This is a genomic window from Pseudoalteromonas sp. Z9A4 (assembly GCF_011378845.1).
GTDB lineage: Bacteria > Pseudomonadota > Gammaproteobacteria > Enterobacterales > Alteromonadaceae > Pseudoalteromonas > Pseudoalteromonas arctica.
The window spans coordinates 1-25,638 of sequence record NZ_WTLA01000009.1 but is presented as its reverse complement, the minus strand read 5'-3'; the positions used below and the strand labels follow the sequence as shown (position 1 = coordinate 25,638).

At 39.1% G+C, this 25,638-nt stretch carries 19 protein-coding genes; 6 read left to right on the top strand and 13 right to left on the bottom strand.

All coding sequences use genetic code 11. The features are described 5' to 3' along the window. Window positions 1-3: 3 nt before the first annotated feature. The 3 genes from GQR54_RS08855 to GQR54_RS08845 form a co-directional block, all read right to left on the bottom strand. The gene (locus tag GQR54_RS08855) at window positions 4-297 is read right to left on the bottom strand and encodes a hypothetical protein (RefSeq protein ID WP_166377251.1); all 294 of its coding nucleotides are present in this window, start codon (window positions 295-297) and stop codon (window positions 4-6) included. Then, complete coding sequence (locus tag GQR54_RS08850; protein WP_008170945.1) at window positions 290-535, bottom strand: helix-turn-helix domain-containing protein; 246 nt, start codon at window positions 533-535, stop codon at window positions 290-292. The genes GQR54_RS08855 and GQR54_RS08850 overlap by 8 nt, the downstream gene beginning before the upstream one ends. A 105-nt stretch (window positions 536-640) precedes the next feature. Beyond that, window positions 641-1,591 (bottom strand): hypothetical protein, encoded by a 951-nt coding sequence (locus tag GQR54_RS08845; protein ID WP_166377250.1) that lies wholly within the window; start codon window positions 1,589-1,591, stop codon window positions 641-643. A gap of 255 nt (window positions 1,592-1,846) precedes the next feature. On the opposite strand from GQR54_RS08845, the gene GQR54_RS08840 reads away from it, so the two are divergent. Next, window positions 1,847-2,440 (top strand): hypothetical protein, encoded by a 594-nt coding sequence (locus GQR54_RS08840; protein ID WP_166377248.1) that lies wholly within the window; start codon window positions 1,847-1,849, stop codon window positions 2,438-2,440. Window positions 2,441-2,500: 60 nt separating this feature from the next. On the opposite strand, the gene GQR54_RS08835 is transcribed toward GQR54_RS08840, so the two are convergent. The 5 genes from GQR54_RS08835 to GQR54_RS08815 form a co-directional block, all read right to left on the bottom strand. After that, complete coding sequence (locus GQR54_RS08835) at window positions 2,501-3,646, bottom strand: site-specific integrase (protein ID WP_166377246.1); 1,146 nt, start codon at window positions 3,644-3,646, stop codon at window positions 2,501-2,503. 293 nt (window positions 3,647-3,939) lie between these two features. Further along, window positions 3,940-4,533: a DUF4303 domain-containing protein gene (locus GQR54_RS08830; protein WP_166377244.1), complete on the bottom strand. Its 594-nt coding sequence runs from the start codon at window positions 4,531-4,533 to the stop codon at window positions 3,940-3,942. A 120-nt stretch (window positions 4,534-4,653) separates the two neighbouring features. Continuing rightward, complete coding sequence (locus tag GQR54_RS08825) at window positions 4,654-5,586, bottom strand: exopolyphosphatase (RefSeq protein ID WP_166377242.1); 933 nt, start codon at window positions 5,584-5,586, stop codon at window positions 4,654-4,656. Window positions 5,587-5,731: 145 nt separating this feature from the next. After that, a complete protein-coding gene (locus GQR54_RS08820; RefSeq protein ID WP_166377240.1) occupies window positions 5,732-7,180 on the bottom strand; it encodes a dihydrolipoyl dehydrogenase in 1,449 nt (482 codons plus the stop codon). A gap of 82 nt (window positions 7,181-7,262) precedes the next feature. Beyond that, window positions 7,263-7,991, bottom strand: a complete 729-nt coding sequence (locus tag GQR54_RS08815; protein WP_010553231.1) for a glutathione peroxidase — start codon at window positions 7,989-7,991, stop codon at window positions 7,263-7,265. 112 nt (window positions 7,992-8,103) lie between these two features. On the opposite strand from GQR54_RS08815, the gene GQR54_RS08810 reads away from it, so the two are divergent. Beyond that, window positions 8,104-9,003: a LysR substrate-binding domain-containing protein gene (locus GQR54_RS08810; protein ID WP_010553232.1), complete on the top strand. Its 900-nt coding sequence runs from the start codon at window positions 8,104-8,106 to the stop codon at window positions 9,001-9,003. Here GQR54_RS08810 and GQR54_RS08805 read toward each other — a convergent pair. Further along, window positions 9,000-10,193: a flagellar assembly protein FlgT gene (locus tag GQR54_RS08805; protein WP_166377238.1), complete on the bottom strand. Its 1,194-nt coding sequence runs from the start codon at window positions 10,191-10,193 to the stop codon at window positions 9,000-9,002. The two genes, GQR54_RS08810 and GQR54_RS08805, sit on opposite strands and share 4 nt — an antisense overlap. Window positions 10,194-10,333: 140 nt before the next feature. Here GQR54_RS08805 and GQR54_RS08800 point away from each other — a divergent pair, with 140 nt between their 5' ends. The 3 genes from GQR54_RS08800 to GQR54_RS08785 all read left to right on the top strand — a co-directional run bounded on the left by GQR54_RS08800 (window position 10,334) and on the right by GQR54_RS08785 (window position 13,858). Then, window positions 10,334-10,792: an LPP20 family lipoprotein gene (locus GQR54_RS08800; protein ID WP_024593173.1), complete on the top strand. Its 459-nt coding sequence runs from the start codon at window positions 10,334-10,336 to the stop codon at window positions 10,790-10,792. A gap of 403 nt (window positions 10,793-11,195) precedes the next feature. After that, window positions 11,196-11,903 (top strand): transglutaminase-like cysteine peptidase, encoded by a 708-nt coding sequence (locus tag GQR54_RS08790; RefSeq protein WP_166377236.1) that lies wholly within the window; start codon window positions 11,196-11,198, stop codon window positions 11,901-11,903. Beyond that, on the top strand, window positions 11,903-13,858 hold the full coding sequence (locus GQR54_RS08785) for a LapD/MoxY N-terminal periplasmic domain-containing protein (protein WP_166377234.1): 1,956 nt from the start codon (window positions 11,903-11,905) through the stop codon (window positions 13,856-13,858). Before GQR54_RS08790 ends, GQR54_RS08785 begins: the two co-directional genes overlap by 1 nt. A 22-nt stretch (window positions 13,859-13,880) precedes the next feature. Here GQR54_RS08785 and GQR54_RS08780 read toward each other — a convergent pair whose 3' ends face one another. The 4 genes from GQR54_RS08780 to GQR54_RS08765 all read right to left on the bottom strand — a co-directional run bounded on the left by GQR54_RS08780 (window position 13,881) and on the right by GQR54_RS08765 (window position 20,409). Continuing rightward, a complete protein-coding gene (locus GQR54_RS08780) occupies window positions 13,881-14,468 on the bottom strand; it encodes a response regulator transcription factor (RefSeq protein ID WP_010553236.1) in 588 nt (195 codons plus the stop codon). Window positions 14,469-14,491: 23 nt separating this feature from the next. Further along, entirely contained in the window at window positions 14,492-15,913 is a 1,422-nt protein-coding gene (locus tag GQR54_RS08775) for an HlyD family type I secretion periplasmic adaptor subunit (protein WP_024608819.1), read from the bottom strand. Beyond that, window positions 15,910-18,048: a type I secretion system permease/ATPase gene (locus GQR54_RS08770; protein ID WP_165740754.1), complete on the bottom strand. Its 2,139-nt coding sequence runs from the start codon at window positions 18,046-18,048 to the stop codon at window positions 15,910-15,912. The genes GQR54_RS08775 and GQR54_RS08770 overlap by 4 nt, the downstream gene beginning before the upstream one ends. A 384-nt stretch (window positions 18,049-18,432) precedes the next feature. Continuing rightward, on the bottom strand, window positions 18,433-20,409 hold the full coding sequence (locus tag GQR54_RS08765) for a TolC family outer membrane protein (RefSeq protein ID WP_166377232.1): 1,977 nt from the start codon (window positions 20,407-20,409) through the stop codon (window positions 18,433-18,435). A 227-nt stretch (window positions 20,410-20,636) separates the two neighbouring features. Between GQR54_RS08765 and GQR54_RS08760 the strand changes: the two genes are divergently transcribed. Then, window positions 20,637-25,638, top strand: a 5,002-nt coding sequence (locus tag GQR54_RS08760; RefSeq protein ID WP_166377230.1) for a retention module-containing protein, incomplete at its 3' end; no start/stop codon positions are given.

Sequence of the window (25,638 nt, the reverse complement as noted above, 5' to 3'; positions counted from 1 at the left end):
TGGCTATTTAGGGTTAGCGTAAGCAAACACAAAACCACGACCTTTTTTGGTCAAAAAGTAATGTTCATATTTAACGCCAAAATGATAAATTATTTCACTTGTTACGAGTGCTTCGTTAACTAGTTTACCAAGTGTTCGCGTATCAAATTTAAATGGTTGCCCATGCTTACTAACATAGCTATGTAGTCCGTTCATTTGTCGATATGAATAACCAATCTCACGGCAAATTTCGAAATACGTATTTTCTAACGATAACCAAATTAGTAGTCGAGTTTGCTCTTTAGTTAACTTAGGCATGATCACCCCCGTTAGGGTTTTGACCTAAATGCTCTAAGCGACAAAAGTTATTTAACCAGTTATCTAAATCATCTTTTAAATAACGTACAGTACGACCAATTTTAATAAATGGTGGGGCAGGGGTTCTATTAGTGCGATTGCCTTCCATACGTGATTGACGTAAGAAGGAGCGACTCATACCGATATACTCGGCAGTTTCTATTTCTGATAATGCGCGTTTGTTTGTGGTGGTTGGCATAAGTGCCTCCTGAGTTATTAACGTTTCAGGAGGTGTTTTACAATGCAGATTTTTTTAAATGAGCTTATCGATGAGTTGGATGAGCTTATCGATGATTTTTAGTTACTATTTTTTGATAAATAGTTTCTTTTTTACTTTTGACACTCTATTAGCAAAAGCATCATAGCTAATCGGCAATCTTGGTTTTCCACTTCTGTCTTTCCATTTGATATGGCTAACTGTTATTTCTGTTAGTAAGTTATATTTATCAAATACTCTATAGTCTTTATTATCATCGAGCTCATATTCAAGGTTGCGCCAATAAAGTTTAGCTGTAAGTGCTGGCTCTGCGCTTATAAGCCTGACTAGCAACTCATGAAAATCATCAGTACGGGTTTCAGAAGTTTGAATATCTTTTGTGATTGGTGAAATAGCTTCAGTTACTTCTGCAATCTCTTGTGTTTTACCAATACCAGCTTTTAGTAAGTCCTCATGTAAAATACAAATATCGGCTAGCTCAAAGTTAATTCCCTCTGAGTAGAATTGTACCTTCGGTATTCTGGCATCAAATTCTTTTTCATATTCGTTTGGTTTAGATTGCTCTGCACCTAATGCTTTAAAGGTATTAGTCATCGCATTTTTAAACGAATGGAGTGTGTGCTCTTGCTCTTTTGGAAACAGCTTTGCAGGAATTCTGTCCCAACTAATATTGCTGGGCTGCTTTGGTTGCCATGTATGTAAAAAGGCATTAGGTGTTTTTGATTCAAAAGGATAGTCATAATTTGCGCTAACTATCTTATCTTTGTTCAGTAACCAGAAGTATTTACAGTTAGTTTTATGCTTTGAGAGGAGTGTTAGCTGATCCTTCTGAGCGATACTTGCAAAGCCACTATAATTGACAGAGGCATATCCAATAAAGCCGTTACCCTTAGCCCAGCCACCGATAATGAATTTATTATCAGCGAGTCTAAAAGCTAAATCGAGCTTTGAGTTTTCAACTAAATAAAGCACATCACTAAAAGATAAATCGAACCGCTTTTCTAGTTCATCTAATCGGTAATATTCTTTTTCAATCATTAATTAATTCCATTTTCATACAGATTAAAGCCGCTTTAAAGTATCAGAAATACATTAAGTGATCATTAACTTAGCTAAGTTTATTCGTTTTATTATTTATCTATATTTTGTATTAGAATTTAAAAATTAACATTTGGCTTTATAGGGATTGTCATTTACCCTAGTAAGCCGATTACGTTGATTAACAAGTTGTTGCGATTTTGGTCGGTGTGCAATAAAGGATTTAATATAACCAATAAGAATTAGGAGTAGTACGTGGTTAGAATTATTATGATTATATCTGTTTTAGTTTTATCAGGCTGTGCGAGCCAGAGGCCAGATATATCTCAAGAGGAATGGAAACTTAGAGAGTTTAAAGGGCAATCAAAAGAACAGGTAATTGCAGCAGCGAGAGAAGTTATTCGATTATCAGACCCTAGCGATGTTAAGTTTGAAAATACAATAGATGGCTTTAATGCTACCCGTATATCAATAGGATATTATGTCATAAAGACTGATTTAGATGCATATGCATTTAATTTTGTAGCACAAGAAAAAGACGGAGTAACACGTTCTCGGCTCGAAATAGAGGAGACTGAGTTAGGTCAAAGTTTACTTACTTTAGGATTACCTGTTGGAACCACAGGCAAACCGAATTATTCTTATATATACGATCTTTTTTATTCTAGAGTTGATTACCTATTAGACATAAAACAAGAATGGCATAAATGTGATGTTGCTGTAAGTAGGGTTTCGGCTAAGTTTGGGCTGCCGAATGACCCTGAGAAATTAGGAATGGCATCTCTTTGTGGTAAGTTTTCAGATGACGAATCACCTAATTCAGCATCAAAAAAAGTAGAGTTATTCTAAATACGATAACAAAAATATTTCTATATAACATTTAGCTAGCATGGTTATTTATTGAAATAACTATCCAATCAAATTAACCGCTGCTGCTTTATGTTCTGGCGCTAAGTGTGCATACCTTAGCGTCATTTTTAAGTCACTATGACCTAAAAGCTCACGTACTGTATTTAAATCAACACTTGCCATTACTAGCTTACTTGCAAAGTGGTGGCGTAAGTCATGAAATCTAAAATCGGTAATGCTTGCATCTTCCAACAAAGCCGCCCAATCATATCTAAAATCTAGTATTCGTTGCTGATTATTATCTTTAAACACATAGCCAACATTCCCCGATAGTTTTTGCCAATCACTCAAAACATTAAATGCTTGAGTATTTAAAGGTATGTGGCGAGTATTGCCTGATTTAGCATTTTGAAAATCAACAGTGAGTACTTTGTTTTCTAGGTTAATATCATTCCAATTCAGCGATAGAATTTCGCCCTTGCGCATACCTGTATTTATAGCAAGTATAACGATAGTCGTTAGATGTTTAATATCGAATTTAGCAAGGCTTTCACGTAAACGAGATTCTTCATCTTTTGATAAATAGCGAACTTTTGCGTTATCTACAGTTTGAGCCTTAACTTTCTGTAAATCGTGGCTATCAATTACTTCCCATTCAACAGCGCGACTCAAACAGCCTTTAATTAAATTTATTTGGCGGTTTGTAGTTGCTGGTTTTATTCCATCAGCCAAACGTTTATTACGCCATTTTTCGACTTCCCATGCTGTAATAGCCGATAACTGAAAATCCATAAATTTGCTAAATGCTGACAGGAATGCTTTTTTTGTTTTATCTGCTGTTTTGGGGTTACGAGATAAAAGCCAAGGAAAGTATTTCTCATCTAAAAAGATTTGTAAGGTAGATAGCTTTGATTCTTTAGTTTTAATACGGTCTTGCTTTTTGACTTCGTGAACATTAATCCCTTGGGTTACTTCAGCGATTTTATTTTTAGCTAAGTCTCTAGCTTGTGCTGGAGTAATTTGCCCATCATAACCTAAGTGATAATTTACTTGATTACCCTTGTGCCTATAAAACAAGAAGTAGGATATAGCTCCAATACTCGAAATGCGCGCATGGAAACCTGTGACTTCTGTATCATTTAATCGTTTATCTGCTGGCGTTAAGCTTTTAATACTCGACAATGTTATTTTTGCTTTGATTGGCATGCGGCTTTTCCTGTGTAGCACATATGTAGCAGGTGCATTGTGCCGCAAAGAACAAGGAAGAACAATGGTGTATTGTTTTTGTATTTTTTAACTATTACAAAACAATAGGTTAAGTTGGTTTTTTGTTTTTGCTTGTTCATTGGGGTTTATATGAATACATTAAGAAAATGCACTCCTAAGGGGCAGTTGCAAGTTCGATTCTTGCAGGGGCTACCAATTAAATCAATAAGTTATATTTTAACCTCCCTCCCTTATACTTTGTGTATAGCGTATATGTAGTAGTGTTGCACTTTTTAATTAAAGGCGTTTAAAGCTTCTTGCCCGCATTTTTCACGCTCTGTAATCATGGCTTCAAAGTCAGCTTGAATTTGTGCTAGAACAGTTGGTGGGTTAAGTCGTTTGATTCTTTTAAATTGAATACTTTCTTCTTCATCATAGGCGAGTATTGCTAAAGTAATTTTTTCGCGTTCGATACCATTTGAAAATATTCCTTCGGTATCTAATTGTATGAGCACTTTCTCCATGGTTGTAAGCCATTGATGCCAATTATCCATTGCTTCTATATCTGATTGAAACAAATCAATGCTGTTTTCTAGTTTTTGACACTCTAGAGTTGTTTCATCAAAGTATTCGGAATAATCCTCAAGCGTAGGGTAGTCTTCTGGATTCCATTTAGCCATGTAAAAACTACTTACATCATTGTCGTACTCTTCTTTAAATACTTTTTTTAAATCCGATAAGGTATTAAACATTGGAAGTAATGAGTAGCTGCCTGTGTGGTAAAAACCCATTACATAAAGATCGTTACCATATTTTTGAATGATGTCTTTAAATGCTTTTTTGGTATCTTGATAAAGTGTTTTTTCGAAGTTTTTAGTATCTAACATGAGGTCATTATTTCTTTTATTATTACAGAAATTTATATGAAAAAGAGAGCGATTAAAACTCACTCTACTAAAATAAAATAACCAGAGCTATTATATGACTCTGGTTATTGTAAGTTAATATTAACCATCACTCGTAATTGTATTGATTAACTCACTCAGTACCGCTTCGGCCTTACTTGTTTCTACTTGGCAAGTACCGGCATTTAAGTGGCCACCACCATTATATTTTAAGCACAGCTCGCCAACATTGGTGTTCGAACTGCGGTTAGTGATAGATTTACCAACGGCATACACTACGTTTTGCTTTTTAAGGCCCCACATTTTATGAATCGAGATATTGCAGTCGGGGTACATTGCATAAATAACAAATCGATTTGTGGCGTAAATAGTTTCTTCTTGGGTTAAATCAAGGATCACTAAGTTTTTATGCACGGTAGCGCATTGAGAAATTTGCTCTTTTGCTTTTTCGTTATGCTCGTTATATAAAGCAACACGCTCGGCTACATCTTCCATTTTTAGAATGTCTTGTATGCTCTGATCTTTACACGCATCAATCAGTTTCATCATTAATTGGTAATTTGAAATTTTAAACTCGCGAAAACGGCCAAGTCCTGTACGCGCATCCATAATAAAGTTCATTAATACCCAATCGGTTGGGTTTAATATTTCGTCTTTTGAAAACTGAGCAGCATCGCCTTTATCTACCGCGTCCATCATTTCAACAGAAATATTTGGAAGTTTTTCAGCGCCGCCATAATAGTCATAAACTACGCGAGCTGCTGATGGGGCTTCTGGATCAATAATATGATTTTTTATGTCGCTTGAGTTACGAACGGTTTCGCTAAGGTGATGATCGAATGCGATGTGACAACCTGCAACGTAGGGGAGGTTGGTCGTAATGTCGTTTTCGGTAATGTCTATTTTGCCATCTTGCATGTCTTTTGGATGAACAAATAAAATATCGTCAATTAGGTCTAAGTCTTTAAGCAATACGGCACAAACTAAGCCATCAAAATCGCTGCGAGTGACTAGTCTAAATTTATTATTGGGCATAGCTATTCCATCTTTTTAATTGAATTATCAATTAAGTGTAACAGCTAAATTTTTTTTTGAGAGGTCAGCTTAAAAAAATTATAAAAAAAAGCCAAAACGTTAGTTTTGGCTTTTACTTAGTAAGTTTGTATGTGTAGTAAATAGGTTATGCGCCTGGACCACATTCCATACATGAATTTACAATGTCTGGGCCAAATTTAAGTTTGGCATTTAAGTCGCGAAGGGCGGTACGTAACCCTTCTTCAATTACTGGGTGGTAAAATGGCATATCAAGCATTTCTGGTACGGTCATTTTGTTTTGTACAGCCCATGCTAATAAGTGAGCGATGTGTTCGGCTTGTGGGCCAATAAACTCAGCACCTAAAAATAAGCCTGTGCCTTGCTCCGCATATACACGCATATGACCTTTGTTTTTAAGCATTACTCGGCTACGGCCTTGGTTTTCAAAGCTGACTTCGCCTACTTCAAAACAACCGCATGGGCCTAAACGGTCGGTAATTTTCTTGTAGCTTTCGCCTACCATTGCTATTTGTGGGTCGCTAAATACAGCTGCAATTTTAGCTCTGCGCAGACCTATACGCACATCTGGGAAGCGCCCGGCATTTTGACCTGCAATAGCACCTTGGTCTGATGCTTCGTGTAACAATGGGAGCATGTTACTCGCATCGCCTGCTATAAATATGTTCGATTCACCACACTGCATTGTATGTGTGTCTGCGTGCGGTACGCCGCGTTCATCAAGTTCAATGCCGGTGTTTTCAAGGCCTAGTTTATCTACGTTAGGTACTCGGCCTGTGGCTGCAAGTACGTAGTCAAACTGTTCGGTGTGTTTTTCACCTTGTTTGTCGGTGTAAGTTAGCTGTGCTTTGTCGCCAACTTGCATCATGTCAGATACGTTTGAGTCGGTATCTACAAAAAATTCTTCAGCAAAAACAGTATTTGCATAGTCTTTTACTACTGGATCTGTAAGTGGGCCAATTGCGCCGCCTACACCAAATAGTTTTACATTTACGCCTAGACGGCTAAGTGCTTGGCCAATTTCAAGACCTATTACACCAGGGCCAAATACAGCGACTGATTCTGGTAGGTCATCCCAATCAAATACGTCGTCGTTTATAATAAGTTTGTCGCCAAAGTTATTAAATACGCCAGGGTACGAAGGGCGTGAACCGGTGGCAATTACAAAGCGTTTTGCTGTAATAATTGTGTGGTCGTCTATTTGTATGCGGTTTGTGTCTAAAAATTTAGCGTAACCACGAATTTTATCACCATCTGGTAATTCATCTACGGCTTCTACTACGAATCCTGCAAAACGATCTCGTTCACTTTTAACGCGTGCCATAACTGCTTTGCCATCAATGATAGGTTTTGAGCTATGAACACCAAATGCAGGTGCCATTTCAATTGCGTGTGCAGCTTCAGCGGCTGCAATCAATAACTTGCTTGGCATACAACCAACACGTGCACATGTGGTGCCGTATGGGCCTGATTCGATCATTAATACATTTTGTGTGAACTGTTTAGCATTACGATAAGCACTTAAACCAGCAGTGCCTGCGCCTATAACAACAACATCGGTTTGCAATTCTTTCATAGTATTTTTTCCTCTAATAAATAGGGGCATAAAAGCCCCTATTTTTTACCTACTAACGTTAGGTATTTAATTTACTTATTAATTAAGCAAAGTATTTTTCTAAGTCGTCTGAACCACCGATGTGTTTACCACCAATGAAAATTTGTGGAACAGTGTCACGACCAGATACAGCTTTTAGACTTGTTAGTGATGCGCCTGCACCCATAACAATCTCTTCATATGCGAAGCCTTTTTCTGCAAGAAGCTCTTTTGCTTTTTTACAGAAAGGACAGCCAGGTTTAGTAAAGATGCTTACTGGTTCTGGTTTAGCTTGCTTAGGGTTGATGTAATCAAGCATTGTGTCTGCGTCAGATACTTCAAACGGGTCACCTGGTAAATCTGGTTCGATGAACATTTTGTCAATCACGCCATCTTTAACAAGCATAGAGTATCTCCAGCTGCGCTTACCAAAGCCTAGGTCGTTCTTGTCTACTAACATGCCCATGCCGTCAGTAAATTCGCCGTTGCCGTCTGGTAATAAAGTAATGTTTTGCGCTTCTTGATGTTCAGCCCATGCGTTCATTACAAAGGTATCGTTTACTGATAAACATACAATTTCGTCAACGCCGTTTTGCTTAAGTACGCCTGCTAATTCGTTGTAACGTGGTAAGTGAGTTGATGAACATGTTGGTGTGAATGCACCTGGTAGTGAAAACACTACAACAGTTTTACCTTTAAAAATGTCATCTGTTGTTACTGATTTCCAATCGTTATTTTGACGAGTTGCAAATGTAACACTTGGGATTGTTTGACCTTCGATATTGTTTAACATAATTTTTGTTCCTCTTGATTTGTTGATAGCCATTATGGTGAATAATTAAATATAGTTCCAATCGTTTGTTTGTATTAAACTGATAGTTATAAACTATCACGTAGAGCTGAATATGAACTTAAAAGATTTTGAATATGTAAAAGCAATAGCGCAATATAAACATTTTCGCAAAGCTGCCGATGCATGTTTTGTTAGTCAGCCTACATTAAGTGGCCAAGTAAAAAAACTCGAAAATGAGCTTGGCGTTACTTTGTTTGATCGCTCAACCAAGCAAGTTACCTTAACAGCAAAAGGTGAACGTTTGTTGACGCAAATAGAGATTATTTTAGAACAAACGCAAATACTCAAAGAACTTGCTGCTACTTCTAACGAGCCTCTACAAGGTAAATTAACTATTGGTATTATTCCTACCATTGCGCCTTACTTGTTGCCTGCGTTATTAACATCGATGAAAGCGGCCTTTATTGATAGCCAGTTTTCGTTTATTGAGATGCAAACAGCAACAATTTTAGAAGCTTTAAACAAGGGGGAACTCGACTTTGCTATTTTAGCCGATGTGCCAGAGCTTATTAATTACCATACGGTTGCTTTATACAAAGAAGATTTTTTAGTGGCGGTATCACACGATAACGCGCTGTCTAAGCATAAAAAAGTAGCGCTGAGCGATCTTCAAGGATGCAGCCTATTAATGTTAAGTGATGGCCATTGCTTTAAAGATCAAGCCCAAAAGTTTTGTTTTTCTGCAGGAGTCGATGTATCTAACCAGTATAAAGGTAATAGTTTAGAAACATTATTAGCGTTAGTGGCTATGGATGACGGTATTACATTTGTACCAAAGTTGGCATGTACCGACCGTGTAGGGATTGATTACTTGCCTATATTCCCTAATCAGCAGCGTAATGTGGTGTTTGCATGCAGAAAGCATTATCCGCATTTATCTGGTGTAGAACAATTGGGCGAGTGGTTATCGGCTCACCCTAATTTAAAAGCTAAATTGAGTAAAAAACTCTAAAGATCTTGGCTGATTATTTCTACTACATCGTTAATTTGCACGCCAGGTAGCGGTTTGTCATCAATACTGACTGCTACTGCGGTTTGCTGATAAAGCTGCTCTACGCGAATTTTATTAAGCGTGGTGATGGTGTGCGGCATAATATTACCTGCCGCGTCGGTTAAATAGTTATGGTGCGCAATGCTTAGCATTTGGCCTTTTTTTAACCCATGAGCTTTACCCAAGTTAATAACGATTTTGCTATTTTCCATATGCATTATTTTACCTTGAGTAGGTAAACACGCCATGGCTGCTTGAATGTCATAACTTACTGCTTGGTTGATATCGGTTATGCTTTGCCCATAAGGTGATTGCCAAAACCTATCACTATTAACATCAACTATGGTTGTTTTTTCAAATGGCCAAATTGCTTGAGTATGGTAACTATTTTGCCAAAGTTGCTCATAGGTAGTGCCATCAAACAGTGCAAACTCAATGTTGTAACTGCGCTCATACGCCTCGTCTTGCCAAAATGCATAATCGTTATTGAGTTTGTCGCTAGTTGAAAGGCTGGTTATTTGGCTAAGCAGAACATATTGAGCGTTACTGCGCGAAGATATTTCTTCTAATTGAGCGTTTGAATAGTCGTGCTGCTGCGAAAAGTATTTATCAACGCTTATTGCATTATTATAGTAAGCAATAGGCACTGCGCTCATTTTTGATTTTTGTAGAGAGGTAAAAATATTTTTGCTAATCGCTTTGCTTACGTCAAATATTTGACCCATTTTGGCGTGTTCACGATGAACAAGTTGGCTTTGTGTAACGGCCACAAACTTATTAAAACTATTTTGTGGGCATTGCTCTGTTTGAGAAAAAATATCGAGTCGTAATGTAACGGCAAATTTATTGTCGTATTTATTTTCGCTGACTAGTTCAATTTTTTGAATTTCGCCGTGGCTGCTAATTTTTAGCTGATCTTGCATTAACACGCCATCTACCAGGGTTTGTACAGAGCTAACCCGTGCGCCAGAGAACACTAACGCTTGTGTAATCGCATCTTTTATAGCGGCAGATTTAGCTGCGCTCGTATCACCATTTTGAACGTTCGCATGACCCGTTGATTCATACCACTGTGCTTTAGTAAAAGGGGAGAAGGTTAATAATGCCGTTACACTTAATCCTGCAAATGCCAATGATAAAAACGACTTCATACTTTTACTCCAATTAAACGTTAGCTATTAACTAGGTACAGCAAGGACTGTACCAATGTTATTTGGTAATTATTAGTAATGCTATAAATGGCATTAAACGTGCATATGTACTGCTAATTACTATACAAGGGCTAGATGCTATGCGAGCAATTTCATTACTTATTACACTTGGGTGTTTAACCTTAGGCGGTTGTAGCAGCGTTTTTGATAAGCATGTTGAATATAAATATGTAGAGCCAAATAATTACCCCGTTTTAAAAGCGATAGGGTATGCACCTATTAGCCTGCAAAAAGGCGCTAACCTGTCACAAAAGCAACTTATGGCAATTAAGGCTTCTAAGCTTGAGGCTTACCGCGAGCTTACTGAGCAAGTATATGGGCAAAAAATTACCGCAGGAACAACGGTGGAAGGTTCAATTGCTCAAGACGATTACTTAGAAAGTAAAGTGCAGGGGCTTATTAAAGGTGCACAAATAATTAAAACTTACGCGGTAGATGACACTTACGTGACCGAGCTTGAGCTTAATATGAAGCGTGTGCACGATTTATACATAGGTGAAGTAAAACCACGCGAAGTTAAAAAAGTAACTTATTACTAGGGCGTGTTGATCTTTGGTGGGTGAATTTACAGCAGTATATTTGGTTTTTAGGCAAGGCGGAGCCTATTTAGTGTGGTTATTCCCGATGAATAGGCGATAACGTAGTATAAATACCAAACATGCGCTGCCCTTTGGGTTCTTTCTAAGGACGATCAACTCTTTGTTGCTCGGTTTTTACTTAGCCCACTAGGTTACAAACCTCGCGCCGCGATTTAATCGCCCCTAGATTGAACAAATCTCAATCCACAAAGGTCAACACGCCCTAATGATTAAAAAAGTTATTCAAAATATCTCATCCTCTTATATTGAGTGCTATGCTGTTGTTAGGATTAATTTTTAAGCAGATTGCGTAGTGCTCAACAGATGTATTTTATTGCCACTTATATTAACAGTGGCTCTGTAAATGGCGTTTAAGCCAACTCATTTAAATCCTAAATTATTTATATGGTGCAAAGCCAATTTGCGCTACCTATTACTGTTTTTTGTACTCTCTAGTGGTGTGCTTGCAAGCCGACTAACTATTCAATTTAATACCTTTATTGAGCTGATGGGTCAAAAATATGGACCTGCGCGAGCGGCTGTTGCACGTAACTGGCAAAGTATGTTGGTACAAACTCAAAACAAACCAGAGCAACAACAAATTCTTATTGTTAATGATTTTTTTGCGCGTAATTTACGCTACCAAACTGATATTTTGCTATGGAAACAAAACGATTATTGGGCAACCCCTTTAGAAACGTTAGGCAGAGGCTTAGGTGATTGTGAAGATTACGCAATAGCAAAGTATATAAGCTTGAGAGCCCTAGGGGTGAGTGACGACAAGTTACGCCTTATTTATGTAAAAGCAAAAATTGCGGGCACTAACAAAACGCAAGCACATATGGTGTTAGGTTATTTTGCTACACCAAACGATCAGCCACTTATTTTAGACAGTTTAATAACAAAGGTTTTACCTGCTGCAAAACGTGTAGATTTAAGCCCTGTTTTTAGCTTTAACAGCCAAGGTTTATGGGCTAATAATTCAACCAAAAGTGTAGCCAGCCCAACAGCAAGACTTTCACGCTGGCGTAAAATTTTGGAGCAGACAACCAAAGAAGGAGTTATGTGGTAATGGCATCATTTTCCTTATCTAAGTATCTTAAAAAACGAAAAATAACACTCAGGCAAGAGCTGTGGATTGCATTATTAATTGTTATTTTTGTAGGCTTTATAAGTAGTGTTTTAATTAGCACTAATTCGGCTAAAAGTTATTTTTCGACCCAGCTGTACTTAAAAAATGTAGATAACGCCAGTTCACTCGCGTTAATGATCAGCCAATTAGACAAGGACCCCGTTGAGCTTGAGTTATTAGTATCGGCCACATTTGATACCGGTCACTATAAGCGAATAGAACTACAAAACCCTAATGGTGAGGTGATTGTTAAACGCACGTTTACCGATGAACTCGAAGCGACGGCTCCGCAGTGGTTTAGAGCAATGTATGGATTAAATGTACAGCCAGGGGTTGGGCAAGTAAATGATGGTTGGCAGCAGTTTGGTACTTTGTTTATAGAAAGTCATAGTCAATATGCTGAGCAAGCCTTATGGGAAAGTGCGCTTAAACTATTTTTTAGTTTTTTAATTGTCGCTTTTTTTGCTTGTATAGTTAGTGCTTACTTTTTAAGTAGGATATTAAAACCACTAGATGATGTTGTGTATCAGGCTAATGCATTTGGTGAAAAACGTTTTATTAAATCGAGCGTTCCGCGCACATTTGAGTTTGCACGTTTAGTGCAATCAATGAACCAATTATCTACCCGTTTTAGCCGTATTATTAAAGAAGATAATAAACGTTTAGAAGAGCTTAGATTTAAATCGCAACACGATGAGCTAACTGGTTTAGCAAATAGAGAATACTTTGGTGCAACGCTTGAGGCTCACTTACAAAAATCGAAAGATCATGCCCATGGTGCCTTGTTTTTATTTAGGGTTGTTAACCTCGATCGCGTAAGTGAGGAAGTGGGACGAGTAGAAATGGTTAACTTTCTACGTCGATTTTCACAGATGTTGGTTAGCTTCTTAGAGAGCAATCAAGAACACTTTTCTGAAAATTACATTGCACGTATTTCTCACAGCGATTTTACCGTTTTATTTAGTGATATTGATGATATTCAAGCAATCAGTGAACGTATTTTATTGATGCATCAATCGTTTGTTGAAGAGTATAAAAACGTTAAGCTAGCGATACCTCACAGCTGTACTTATATTCAAAAAGACGACACGCGATTTGATGTATTAAAGCGCGCGGATGAACTTTTAAAATCATCGGGTAAACAATCTGATGTACAAGCAAAAGTAGCTCAAATCAAGCAAGAAAGTGAGCTGTTTGATAATGCAACTAGCTGGAAAAATGCCATAGAAGAGGCACTCAACAATAATAATTTAGAAATAAATACTTACCCAGTAACGAGCTTTACAGGGCAGGTAATGCAAAATCAATTAGGGTTGAGCCTAAAGCTTGGTGGGCAAGTATACCGTGCTAGTTACTACTACCAGTGGGCTAACCGATTAAAGTTATTAGCGCGTTTAGATTGGGGTTTAATTAAGGCGTTGGTGGCTCATTATAGTATTGAGCCACCAAGTGAACTGATTTCGGTTGAATTATCTGCTCAGACGCTACTTGATGATGCTGCACTTGCTTCGATTCTTACGTACCTTTCGGCGTTTCCTGATTTAGCCTCTAAAATTTGTTTTGATATTCGTGAAAGTATTGCCGTTAGCGAAATTGAGATATTTAAAGATTTTTGTGAGCAGGCTCGATGTATGGGCGCTAAGGTAGCATTAAAACGTGTGGGCCCTGAATTTACTAAAATTAATAAAATTCAGGAATTTGGTCTTGAAATGATTAAGGTTGATAGCGTTTACGGACACAATATTAGTTACAGCCTAGATAACCAAACATTTCTGCGAGGAGTGTGCACGTTAGCGCATTCTATTGGCATTAAAGTGGTGGCTCAAGGTGTAACAAGCCAAGATGATATAGATACGCTTATTAACTTAGGTTTTGATGGGGTTATTAAAGAGTAAGTAATAGGCATTAACTGTGCGGTTAATGCCCTTTTACAACTAACATTAATTGAATTCGGTCGCGAACTTTTAGCTTATTAAATATAGAGCTCATATGCTCTTTAATTGTGCGTTCTGTAATATTTAAAGATTCTGCAGCTTGCTTATTAGTTGCACCTGTTACAACAATATCAACTACTTGACGTTCTCGCTTTGTGAGTACATCAAGCTCGCATGTGCTCGCATATTTAAACGGTGTATTTGATAAAGCTCCTACTAAGTTAGATAGTAATTGCCCTGGTAACCATATTCCGCCGGTACAAATTGTCTCAAGTACTTGTTCAATAATTACTTTAGTAGCGAGTGCTTCTACGTACCCCCTAGCTCCTGCTTCAAGCGCACTTCTTAGTTGATTTATTTCTAGTTCGTTAGTCATAACTATAACCAGTAAACGTTGCTGAGAATACTTTTTAACAAGCTCAAGCCAATTAGGTGTGCCGGCTAAAACCCAAATAATACTTGATGCCGTGACTCTGTGTGGTTCTTTTGTGAATATCAAACAACCAGGAAACGCTGTATGCCAGTGTTTCGATTCAAATTCAGGCTGTGTAATAAAAATACTTTGGCGCATTACTTCTCCATTTATAAAATGTTTTAACGCTCTGTCATTGCTTGCGATGTAGCTCTAAGAACCGGTTTTAAAATATACTCAAGTACGGTTTTTTTACCGGTAATAATATCCACTTGAGTGGTCATTCCTGGAATAATAGTCAGCTCTTTTGAAAAATTATTTTTGGTGGTTTTTAGCTGCACCAAATAAAAGGTATTCTCGCGGTCATCTGTAATTGTATCGGCACTTATATGTAATACTTCGGCTTCAAGGCCACCATATACGGCAAAGTCGTAGGCACTAAATTTTATCATTGCAGATTGCCCAGGGCGTAAAAATGCAATGTCTTTAGGCGGGATTTTTGCCTCTACTACAAGTTGATCGTCAAGCGGGACAATTTCCATAACATCACTACCTGGCTGTAAAATACCGCCAACAGTATTAACTAATAATCGTTGTACAGTGCCTTTAACAGGAGAGCGTATTTCAGTTTGAGTTACTTTATCGGCTAAGCCAGATTCAGTTTCTTTAATTGAATCTAGTCGCAGTAGCGCTTCGGAGAGTTCATTGTTCCAGCGGTTAATCATAACGAGCTCAACTTCGGTTACCTTATTTTTAGCTTCGTTAATGGCCGAAAGACTCCTATTTATAACTGCTTTGGTTCTGTTTATCTCGCCGTTTAAATCAACTATTTGACGCTCTAAACGAATAATATCTATATCCGAAATAGCACCGGTGCGTAACAATGGGCGGGTCACTTTAAGCTCCCTGTTTGTTAAGCGTAGCGCGCTGGTATGCTGCTGAAGTGCCGCTTTTGCTTCAATATAATCTTGGTGTCGCTGCTCTAGTTGGCGTTTGTGTATACTTACCTGTTGCTCCAACTCTTGGCTGTTACTCAAATAAAGAGAGCGTTCGTGTTGAACCACCTGAGGTGCATTTTTTATAACATCTTCGTTAAATACGAGCTCCTTTTTTTGAGTGAGCGCTCTGAGCCTCGCAACTTTTGCACTTAACGATTCAACCTTGGATTGATTTTCTCTAAAGCTAGAAATAAAGCGGGTAGGGTCTATTTTAATGAGTACATCCCCCTCGTTTACTATTTGGCCTTCTCGGACATTTATTTTTTCGACCATACCGCCGTCATAAGATTGAATAAGCTGTAATTTATTAGAGGGAATAACACGGCCCTCGCCACGAGCAACTTCATCCAAATTAGCAAAGCCAGACCACACAATAAGGCATATAAACGTTAAACAAATTAGATAAAGTAGTAACCTAGCGCTTGCTGGTTCCTGCTGCATTTTTTCCCACTGTGCATCTACTACCCAGTCTTGAGTATTTGGCGGTGAAATCCATCCTTTAAATAGTTTATTAAATACGGATGGCTTACCTTGTTTTCTTGCTTCTATTGCTTTGCTAACAGATTCAAAAGAGCGTTGTTCAAGTGGTTTTTTGTTATCACTCATGAGGCTTGCTCCACGGTTTTATTATTTAACGCCGCAATTACTTTTTGTTTTGGTCCATCAGCAACTACTTTTCCGTTATCTAAAACTATAATACGGTCAACAAGCTCGAGTAATGATGAGCGATGAGTCACTACAATTAGGGTTTTATCTTTAGAATAATTTTTTAAATTGTTAATAATTTTACTTTCACTATTGTGATCTAGCGATGAAGTTGGCTCATCTAGTAATAGTATTGGTGGGTCGTTAATTATGGCTCTTGCCATACCTACAGCTTGGCGTTGCCCTCCTGATAATTGGCGGCCTTGCTCGCCTACTTGTAGATCAAATCCGTCTGGGTGCGAATTAATTAAATCAAATAATTGGCTTCGCTCACAGGCTTCAATAATTTGCTCGTCTTTGGCATGCCAAGCGCTTATCGTAAGGTTGTCTTTTAAGGTCCCATAAAACAGGGCAACGGTTTGCGGTACATAACCAATATTATGGCGAAGCTCTGCAGGGTCAATTTGATGTATATCGTTATTGTCCATCAAAATTGCTCCTGAACAGGGTTCATATAGCCCTAAGATAAGCTTTTCTAATGTACTTTTACCTGAGCCATTACGTCCTAAAATTGCGACTTTTTCACCAGCTTTAATTTTAAAGCTAACGCCGTTGAGTGCATTATGAGATTCGTCAGAGTATTTAAAACATACATCTTTAAATTCTATATCGCCCTTTAAAATAGGGTGGCTTAACCAATGCTTACCAGGTGGGCGCTCGACCTCTTTTTCCATAATCTCATTTAGTGACTGCATTGCTATTGCGGCATGATGATATTGCGCTAAAACAGCGGCTGACTGCCCAATAGGGCCCATAGCACGAGATGATAATAAGTAGGCTGCAATTAATCCGCCTTGAGTTAGCTCACCTTCAATAACGAGGTGTACGCCTATTATCATTATTATCACGCCTACACATTGCTGTATCCACGATGCTGTATTTGATATAGAGCTAGAAACGAGTCGACTTTGTGCGTTTACTTGCGCAATGTAAATGGTCGACTTTTCCCATACAGATTGTGTTTTACACTCTGAGTGAAAGCTTTTTACATCTTCAATGCTGGTTAAACTTTCTACTAATACTGCATTTCGCATTGAGCTTGCTTTCATTGTTTGCTCTGAAAGGGCTTCAAGTTTGCGGTGTGCGGCTATAGCGTAAGCTAATAATATAAGTGCGCCCGCTATAATGGGTAAACTTAGAGGTACGCCAATAATGGCGATAACAATTAAATATAAAACTACGAATGGTAAGTCGACTAATGCGACAAGCGTTATGGAGCTAAAAAAGTTACGTACAGCTTCAAATGATTGAATATTGCTAGCAAAGGAGCCAGCTGATGATGGACGGTTTTTTAGTTTCATACCTAATACCCGCTCCATAATTACAGCCGATACTTTTACATCTATTCTGCTTGCAGCAAGCTCTACAAAATAGCCTCTTACTAAGCGTAAAACAAAGTCAGCAGTGAGTGCTATCAAAATACCAATGGCAAGTACCCAAAGGGTTTCTGTTGCATGGTTGGGCACTACGCGGTCATATACATTCATTACAAATAAAGGCATGGCAACCGACAAAAAGCCCAACGCAATAGCTGAAATGATTACGTCTTTATAAAGTGAGCGGCACTCTTTAATTACTCCCCAAAACCATCCGTCTTTTGATAGTTTTTCAAGTACAGGTGTTCGCTCATCAAATGCAAATTCTGGTTGTGCATAAATAATTAAACCAACACTGTTGCCTGCTAATTCATCAATGCTTTGTTCGATAACTGATTCGGTAAGCTCTGGATAAATTACACTCACCAACTGCTTATCGTAATCAATAGAATTAATAACACAGGCTTGATTGTCTTTTAAAATTAAGATGGCAGGTAGCAGTGCTGTATTAATTTTTTGTAGTGGCTTATTAACTACTTTCGATTTAAAGCCAATGCGCTTAGCTGCGCGCGAAAAACCTGATGGAGTAAGATTTCCATCAGTTAGAGGAAGTCCATTTAATAGTGCTTCTCTTGAAAACTCTTTATCATGATGGCGACATAAAACTGCTAGGCAGTCAACGAGTATGCCACCGTGATCAAGTACATCGTTTAATTCCATAAACCATCCAATGTTATGTAGAACTGCATGCGGTTGTTACTACTAAACCTAAACTCGAGAAATAAATTTAGCTTAAATATTTCAAGCCGAGTTTAGGGTCTGTTGATCTTTCAGGTTAAATTTGCAGCAGTCTGTTTGGTATTTAGGCAAGGCAGAGCCTATGCAGTGTGGTTATTCCCCATAAATGGGTGATAACGTAGCATTAATGCCAAACAGGCGCTGCCCAAAGGGTTCTTCCTAGGGGCTATTTACTCTTTGTTGCTCGGTTTTTACTTAGCCCACTAGGTTACAAATCTCGCGCCGCGATTAAACAGCCCCTAGTTTGAACAAATTTTAATCCGCAAAGATCAACAGACCCTAGTTATTTACATAACGTTAATTGACTTAGCTATCAGTAATTACAGCTTCGATACGTCGATTCGCAGCATTTGCTCTTACTGATATTTCGTTTACTCGAGGTTGATCAATACCGTACCCGAACGATTTAACACGTTTTGGTTTTATATCGAATTGTTTAATTAGAATTTCAGCAACGGCAAACGCACGTTTTTCAGATAGTTTGCGGTTATATGTTCGATCTCCATCTAGAGAAGCATGACCTTGTATTTCAACCTGCTTATTTGGGTTTTCTTTTAAAAAATCTGCAAGCCGACTAATTTCTTGAATATATTGAGACCTTACATCGCTTGAGTCAGCAGAAAAAGGGATACCAATCTCTATATTCGAGGTTGATGCGCTATAAATTGTACAGCCAGATAAATCAACATTAGTTGACAGCGGCGTACTCGGACAAGTGTCTTGCTCGTTTGGTACGCCGTCACCATCATCATCTAAAAAGCTACTTTGTGTAGTGTCGGTTTCCAACGGTATATCTAAGTACCTTGGCATAGCGGTTACACTCATGTAGGCATTATCTTGCTTCGCTTTTTTTTGTAGAAATGCCTTGCGGCTAAAGGTGGTTGCTACATCGTAACTCGGACAAATATTTTGTGCGTTATGCACAATAGGATCGTCAGTTAGCTCTTTTAATGTAGGGTATTTACCTGACATTACGTCAAGTGCTGGCAATAATTTCCCCATTTCTTTTAGCATAGTTAAAATTGCTGATTGGCGGTCGTATAGCGCAACTATGTATGAACGTGTTGATTGGAACGATTCGTTTTCGGCATCAAGTACGTCTAGTAGAGTTCGTTGGCCTATATCAAATTGATCTTTATATGCAATTTTAACTTTAGTTGATGATTCGCGGTGTTGATTAAGCGCTGGCAACTTTTGCTCTAGTATAGTGACGTTGTAGTAGGCAATTTGCAGACTTTGACGAATATCAATACAGGCTTGATCTCGTTGATATTTTGCAATGTTTATATCTTGATAAGCTTGTTCTAAATTAGCGCTATCAAGACCACCGTTATACAAGTTATAACTAATATCTATGCCGACTCGCGCTTCTGTTCTGGTTTCATTTTGACCAAGCTCATCTCTATCTTGGCTACCGTAGCGGGCAGATAAATCTACGTTAGGATGAAAGGCCGCTTTTTGTGCTTTGGCGTTCGCCTTTTGCGCTTCAATATTATACAAAGAGGCATAAAATGAAGGGCTGTTTTTGTAGGCGACGTCTAGCGCTTGGTTAACCGAAATTGGTATATTGTTTTCATCAAGGTCAGCTTGCTTTATATCGTTCATAGGTAGCTCACCTACAACTCTTAGGTAGCGAGCGCTTACATCATGTAAATTTGAGTACTCCGTTAATACATTAGATTGCGCTAGAGATAAACGGCCACTAATTTGTTCTAGGTCTGCTGCGCGCGCTACACCGGCGCTTACGCTTTGCTCTATTTGTTGGTATACAGACTCGTGCTCTTGTAAATTAGCTTCTGCAAGTTGTACTAACTCTTTGAATTTTTGTACGTCAAGTAGTGCAATCGAGGCTTCAAGTGCTGTTTGTTCTGTTTGAGAAATAAGCTCAAAGTACCTAATAAGTTGAATACGTTTAAAACGGTCAACTGTATTAGATGTTCTAAAACCGTCATAAAGCATTTGAGTAACGCTTAATTCGGCTGTATTACGGTTATATTCTTCTTCAATACCGTAATTTCTTCTTTCATATCCTGCACTTGCTGATACATCAACACTTGGTAAATAACCTGAACGGGCAGCATCCACTCCATAAATAGAAGATTTAAAAGCATGCCATGCTTCTTGTACTTCAGGATTGTTTTCAATCGCTTTACTTGAGACGTATGTAAGTGGCATTGCTGATTGTTCGTTTGCATGCACGTAGTTTGATAAAGTTACGGCTGTAATCATTAATCCGATTACCATAGTTCCTTGGTGCTTTTTAAAAGTATTTTTTGTAATCATTTCGGCCTCTTATACTTAGTTCAGACTGCAAATACTTAATTAATATCTAGTAAAGGAATACTATTTTTGCAACTAATCATTTTGATTAGCATAAAAAATTTCTACCACTTTCTCGTCGATTTTTATTTTTTCTCCTAAACCTGTACTTGGGTACAGTATCTGTATGTTTTTTTTGTTCTACCTTTAATTTATAAGATTGTTATTTTAAAAAGTTTGAGGGTACCTAAATGGAAGCAAATCAACTGTTAGTTATTGATATTCAGGGTTCTGCTGGTGTTGTGTTGGATGATGGTTCAATACGGGCATTAAACATTGGTGACATTATTACCGTAGGTGATTTAGTTGTGACAGCGATAAAGTCATCTTTACAACTAGATGTACAAGGTGAAACCTTATCTATACCCGCAAACCAAAAAGTAAAAATAACCCCAGATCTACTAGCTAAAGAAGCAAGAGACTCTAGCGAAACAACCGTTTTTGACGAAAGTTTAGATGAAGCAATCGCAAGCTTAGGTACAGAACAAAACTCATCAACAGCAGCTAATTCAGATGTAACTGATTTTTTAGATGCATTAGAGGGTGATGGGGACATTTTAGATAATTTAGAAGCAACAGCTGCTGGTGGTGGTAACGCTGCGGGTGCAGGTGGAGGTAGCTCGTTTGTACAATTAACTCGAATTTCTGAAAGTGTTGATCCTAATAGTGTTACTTTTGACTCGTCTTTTGATCAAAGCGTTACTGAAGCTTTTAATTTAAGAGACACCTCTGATGGTATTGTGCCTGACGCAACTACAGCTTCTATTTCACTTAATGAGCAGGGCGTTACTAATTCATCACAACCAACAATTACCGGTACGAGTGAAAACTTAATTGGCGAAACGGTTAATGTAACGGTAACTGATGTTGATGGAAATTCTCAAGTAGTGAGTGTTGTGATTGGCCCTGATGGTACCTTTGAAATAACCTTACCGACTCCAGTTGCGGATGGCCCTGTGACCGTTGTTGTTGAAGCGACAGATCCTGTTGGCAACCCTATAAACGATACTATTTCTATAGAAATTGATACAACACCTCCGCTTATTGCTATTGATCCTGTTATCGATTCTGCTTCGCAAACAGTGACAATTACAGGGACTGTATCTGGGTTGAACACTGGTGATAATGTGTCAGTCACGTTAACGGATAGTGCAGGTACGGTACAAACAATTGTTACTCAGGTTGATGCGCTAGGAAATTGGGTTATTACTACTACCTCACCTTTATCTGAAGGAGAGTTTAATGTAAGCGCAGTGGCAATAGATACAGCGGGTAATCAGGCTGTAGATCAAGCGGTTGCGAATGTTGATTTAACCGCACCTGAAATTACAGTTACTGCAATTGCTGATACAAACGATACTACGCCAACATTCTTAGGTCAGGTGGAAGGTGCTTCTGTTGGTTCAGTTATTACTGTTGTAGTAACTGATATCAACGGTAATGTGCAAACATTAACGACCTTATTAAATGAAAATGGCACATGGAGTGTTGATGCCACTGAATTGCTACCGAGCGGTGAATTTACAGTTGTAGCATCTGTAACCGATGCAGCAGGTAATGAGGCATCGGCACAAACGAATGGCGAAGTTACTTTTGCGCCTATTTCTATTCAAATAAATTCAATAGCGGATACAAATGATACCACTCCATTTTTAAGTGGTAATACTAGCAATGTGCCTGCAGGTACAACAATTACCTTAACTATTACAGTAAGCGGTGGCAGTACATTTACATTACTTGCAGTGACGCAAGAAGATGGTTCGTGGAGCGCACAAGTAACAACCCCTCTACCTGAGGGGGACTTTAGCGTAGTTGCTGCTGTTATAGATGACTCGGGTAACGAAGCGCAAGCCACTGCAGTAGGTAATGTCGATTTAACTATAAGTATTAATTTTATTATTGATACTAACGATACAACGCCAACGGTTAGCGGTTCTACCCAAGACGTAGAGCCTGGCGCATTAGTTACAGTTATATTTACAGGAAGCGATGGTGCAGAAGAAACCATACAAGTAATTACTAGTGCTGATGGAAGCTGGTCAGTCGAGGCAAGTAACGAATTAGCTGAAGGCCAGTTTAGTATAGTTGCAACAGTAACTGATGCTGCGGGTAATACTGCGTCTGCAAGTGAAACTGGAGAAATTGATTTAACAGCTCCAGTGATAATGATTGACCCAATTGAAGATACAAATGACATTACACCTACTTTGAGCGGCAATGTAAGTGGTGTGCCAGCAGGAACAGAAGTTATATTAGTAATTACCGATAGCGAGGGTAATCAACAAGCGCTCACAACAACTACAAATACCAATGGCACTTATGCCGCAGATATTACTACAGGTCTCAGTGAAGGTGAATTTACAGTTACTGCAACAGTCACTGATGCAGCAGGCAATGAAGCAAATGACACTGTGGTTGGAGAAATTGATACATCTGCACCAACTGTTACGATAGATGCACTGACAGATAGCAACGACACCACACCGACTATTTCAGGTACCGCAACTGGCGAGCCAGCAGGCACGGTTGTTACCATTACCGTAACTGATGACGCGGGTAACGAACAAATAATTATTACAGAAGTACTCGCTGATGGCACCTTTACTGCAGATGTACCAGATGAATTAAGCGAAGGCGAATACAGTGTAGACGTATCAGTAACAGATACTGAGGGGAATGAAAGTACAGCAACTGCAACAGGAGAAATAGATACCTCCGCGCCGATAGTCACAATTGATCTGCTTTTAGATACCAACGACACCACACCTGCTATTTCGGGCTCTGTACAGGGGGTGGCTACAGGTACCACCGTGACGCTAACGGTAACCGATGTAAATGGTATTTCACAAACAATTACGGCTCAAACTTTAGCGGATGGTAGCTGGATTGCTAATGTATTAAATGAGCTTGGGGAAGGTAATTATACTGTGGATGTGCTAGTAACTGACACTGCAGATAACAACGGGGTTGCGTCGGCAGTTGGATTAGTTGATACATCAGCGCCAGTAATAACCATTAATTCGCTGGGTGATACTAGCGATACGACGCCAACTATTTCAGGTACGGTTAGCGGTGAGCCTGCAGGATCAACAGTTACTTTAATAGTGACCGACGCTAACGGTATTGTTCAAACAATCAAAGCACAAGTAATTGCTGATGGAAGCTGGACAGCTGAAGTACCAGCTGCACTTGCCGAAGGTAACTATTCTGTTGATGCAAGTATAAGTGATAACGCAGGTAATGAAGGTACTGCAAACACTTCAGGTACAATTGATACAAACGCACTTACCATTACCATAGATATTATTGGTGAAACTAACGATCAAACCCCTGAAATAAAAGGTGATACTTTTAATATTCAAGTGGGTTCGCAAGTTGATGTCCAGATCACTGACTTTACCGGTGCAACAATTACTCTAACTACTTTTGTTGATGCTAACGGGCTGTGGAGTGTTACACCACCTTCTGATCTTGGTGAAGGTACCGTTTTAATCAATGCAACAGTGACCGATTTAGGTGGTGGTACTGCTACAGCTGAGCTTAATGGTGTTATTGATATTACACCACCAACAATACAAATTAATGAATTAGAAACGAGTAATGATACAACACCAGTTATTTCTGGTAATGCTACAGGTGTCGTGTCAGGCACTGTTATAAGCTTAACAGTGACAGATTCGCAAGGCGTTATTCGCTTATTTAATACTGCAGCTGATATTGACGGTAATTGGAGCTTAGAGTTACCTCAAGCATTGGCTTCTGGTGACTTTTCTGTAGAGGCTGAAGTATCAGATGTAGCAGGAAATAGCGCTTCAGACACAGAAATAGGCAATATTGATACTACGGATCCAAGCTTAACAGTCGACTTCGATGCAGTAACAAACAATGCAACACCAACAATATCAGGTACTAGCGATGCAGAGATAGGCACGAGTATCATTGTTGTTATTACTGATGAAAATGGAGTTGAACAAACATTAACTACTACTGTTGATGTAAATGGTAATTGGGAAGTAACCCCTCTAGTTGAACTAAATGAGGGTGATAATACAGTAACAGTGAGCGTCTCTGATGCTGCAGAAAACACCACGACAGTCACAGATACTATTACCATCGACACACAAGCGCCAATACTCACCATTCAAGCAGTGGGCGATGTAAGCGACTTAACCCCAGAGCTGCAAGGCACCAGTAATGAAATTGGCGGCATCGTTACGCTCACTATCACCGATAGCGAAGGCGCTGAGCAAACGATTACCACCGTTGTACAAAGTGATGGGCACTGGGCAATCGAAGTGTCAACAGCCCTTGCACAAGGTGACGTTAGCGTTGTTGCCAGCATTACCGATGCGGCAGGCAACGACACCACTGTGAGCAGTAGTGGTAATGTTGATACCATTACACCGATTGTCACCGTTGATGTACTGGGCTTAGGTAACGACAGCACCCCAGTTATTAGTGGTACATCAACAGAGCCAGAGGGCACGGTTGTAAATATTGTTATCATCGACGGTAATGGTGATGAGCACCCCATTACAGCCACGGTCGATGCAAACGGTGAATGGCAAGCAACCAGCCCTGAATTACCAGATGGCAGCTACACCGTACAAGCCAGTATCACCGATGATGCGGGCAACACCGGCGGTGCAACGCAAACTGGCAACTTAGATACCTTAGCGCCAACATTGACGTTAGACACTGTAGGCGCCACTAACGACAGCACGCCAACCATAAGTGGTAGTAGTAACGCGCCAGCAGGCACTGTTATAACGATTAACGTCACGGATGCAAATAATACAGAAACCTTTACTGCAACAGTGCAAGCCGATGGCAGTTGGTCAGCAGATGTGCCAAATGGGCTTATTGATGGTCCGCTTACGATTGAAGCAAGCGTAAGTGACAGCGCAGGTAACACCACCACATTAAGTGAAGGCGCGACACTTGATACAAATGCACCGAGTATTAGTATCAACACGCTATTGGACACTAACGACACCACGCCAGCAATTAGCGGGACGAGTGATGCAGCCGATGGCACAATTATCAGTTTAAGCTTTACTGACAGTACTGATAACACGACCACTGTAACGACCACGGTAACGGCTGGCGTATGGAGCGTCGATGCACCCAGTGTACTAGCCGAAGGCGCATACACCGTAACAGCGACCGTGGATGATGGACTGGGCAATATTG

Bases quoted from the DNA above. Each gene is read 5' to 3' on its own strand.
- GQR54_RS08855 (WP_166377251.1), bottom strand. From the start codon at position 297: ATGCCTAAGTTAACTAAAGAGCAAACTCGACTACTAATTTGGTTATCG.
- GQR54_RS08850 (WP_008170945.1), bottom strand. From the start codon at position 535: ATGCCAACCACCACAAACAAACGCGCATTATCAGAAATAGAAACTGCC.
- GQR54_RS08845 (WP_166377250.1), bottom strand. From the start codon at position 1,591: ATGATTGAAAAAGAATATTACCGATTAGATGAACTAGAAAAGCGGTTC.
- GQR54_RS08835 (WP_166377246.1), bottom strand. From the start codon at position 3,646: ATGCCAATCAAAGCAAAAATAACATTGTCGAGTATTAAAAGCTTAACG.
- GQR54_RS08830 (WP_166377244.1), bottom strand. From the start codon at position 4,533: ATGTTAGATACTAAAAACTTCGAAAAAACACTTTATCAAGATACCAAA.
- GQR54_RS08825 (WP_166377242.1), bottom strand. From the start codon at position 5,586: ATGCCCAATAATAAATTTAGACTAGTCACTCGCAGCGATTTTGATGGC.
- GQR54_RS08820 (WP_166377240.1), bottom strand. From the start codon at position 7,180: ATGAAAGAATTGCAAACCGATGTTGTTGTTATAGGCGCAGGCACTGCT.
- GQR54_RS08815 (WP_010553231.1), bottom strand. From the start codon at position 7,991: ATGTTAAACAATATCGAAGGTCAAACAATCCCAAGTGTTACATTTGCA.
- GQR54_RS08810 (WP_010553232.1), top strand. From the start codon at position 8,104: ATGAACTTAAAAGATTTTGAATATGTAAAAGCAATAGCGCAATATAAA.
- GQR54_RS08805 (WP_166377238.1), bottom strand. From the start codon at position 10,193: ATGAAGTCGTTTTTATCATTGGCATTTGCAGGATTAAGTGTAACGGCA.
- GQR54_RS08800 (WP_024593173.1), top strand. From the start codon at position 10,334: ATGCGAGCAATTTCATTACTTATTACACTTGGGTGTTTAACCTTAGGC.
- GQR54_RS08790 (WP_166377236.1), top strand. From the start codon at position 11,196: ATGGCGTTTAAGCCAACTCATTTAAATCCTAAATTATTTATATGGTGC.
- GQR54_RS08785 (WP_166377234.1), top strand. From the start codon at position 11,903: ATGGCATCATTTTCCTTATCTAAGTATCTTAAAAAACGAAAAATAACA.
- GQR54_RS08780 (WP_010553236.1), bottom strand. From the start codon at position 14,468: ATGCGCCAAAGTATTTTTATTACACAGCCTGAATTTGAATCGAAACAC.
- GQR54_RS08775 (WP_024608819.1), bottom strand. From the start codon at position 15,913: ATGAGTGATAACAAAAAACCACTTGAACAACGCTCTTTTGAATCTGTT.
- GQR54_RS08770 (WP_165740754.1), bottom strand. From the start codon at position 18,048: ATGGAATTAAACGATGTACTTGATCACGGTGGCATACTCGTTGACTGC.
- GQR54_RS08765 (WP_166377232.1), bottom strand. From the start codon at position 20,409: ATGATTACAAAAAATACTTTTAAAAAGCACCAAGGAACTATGGTAATC.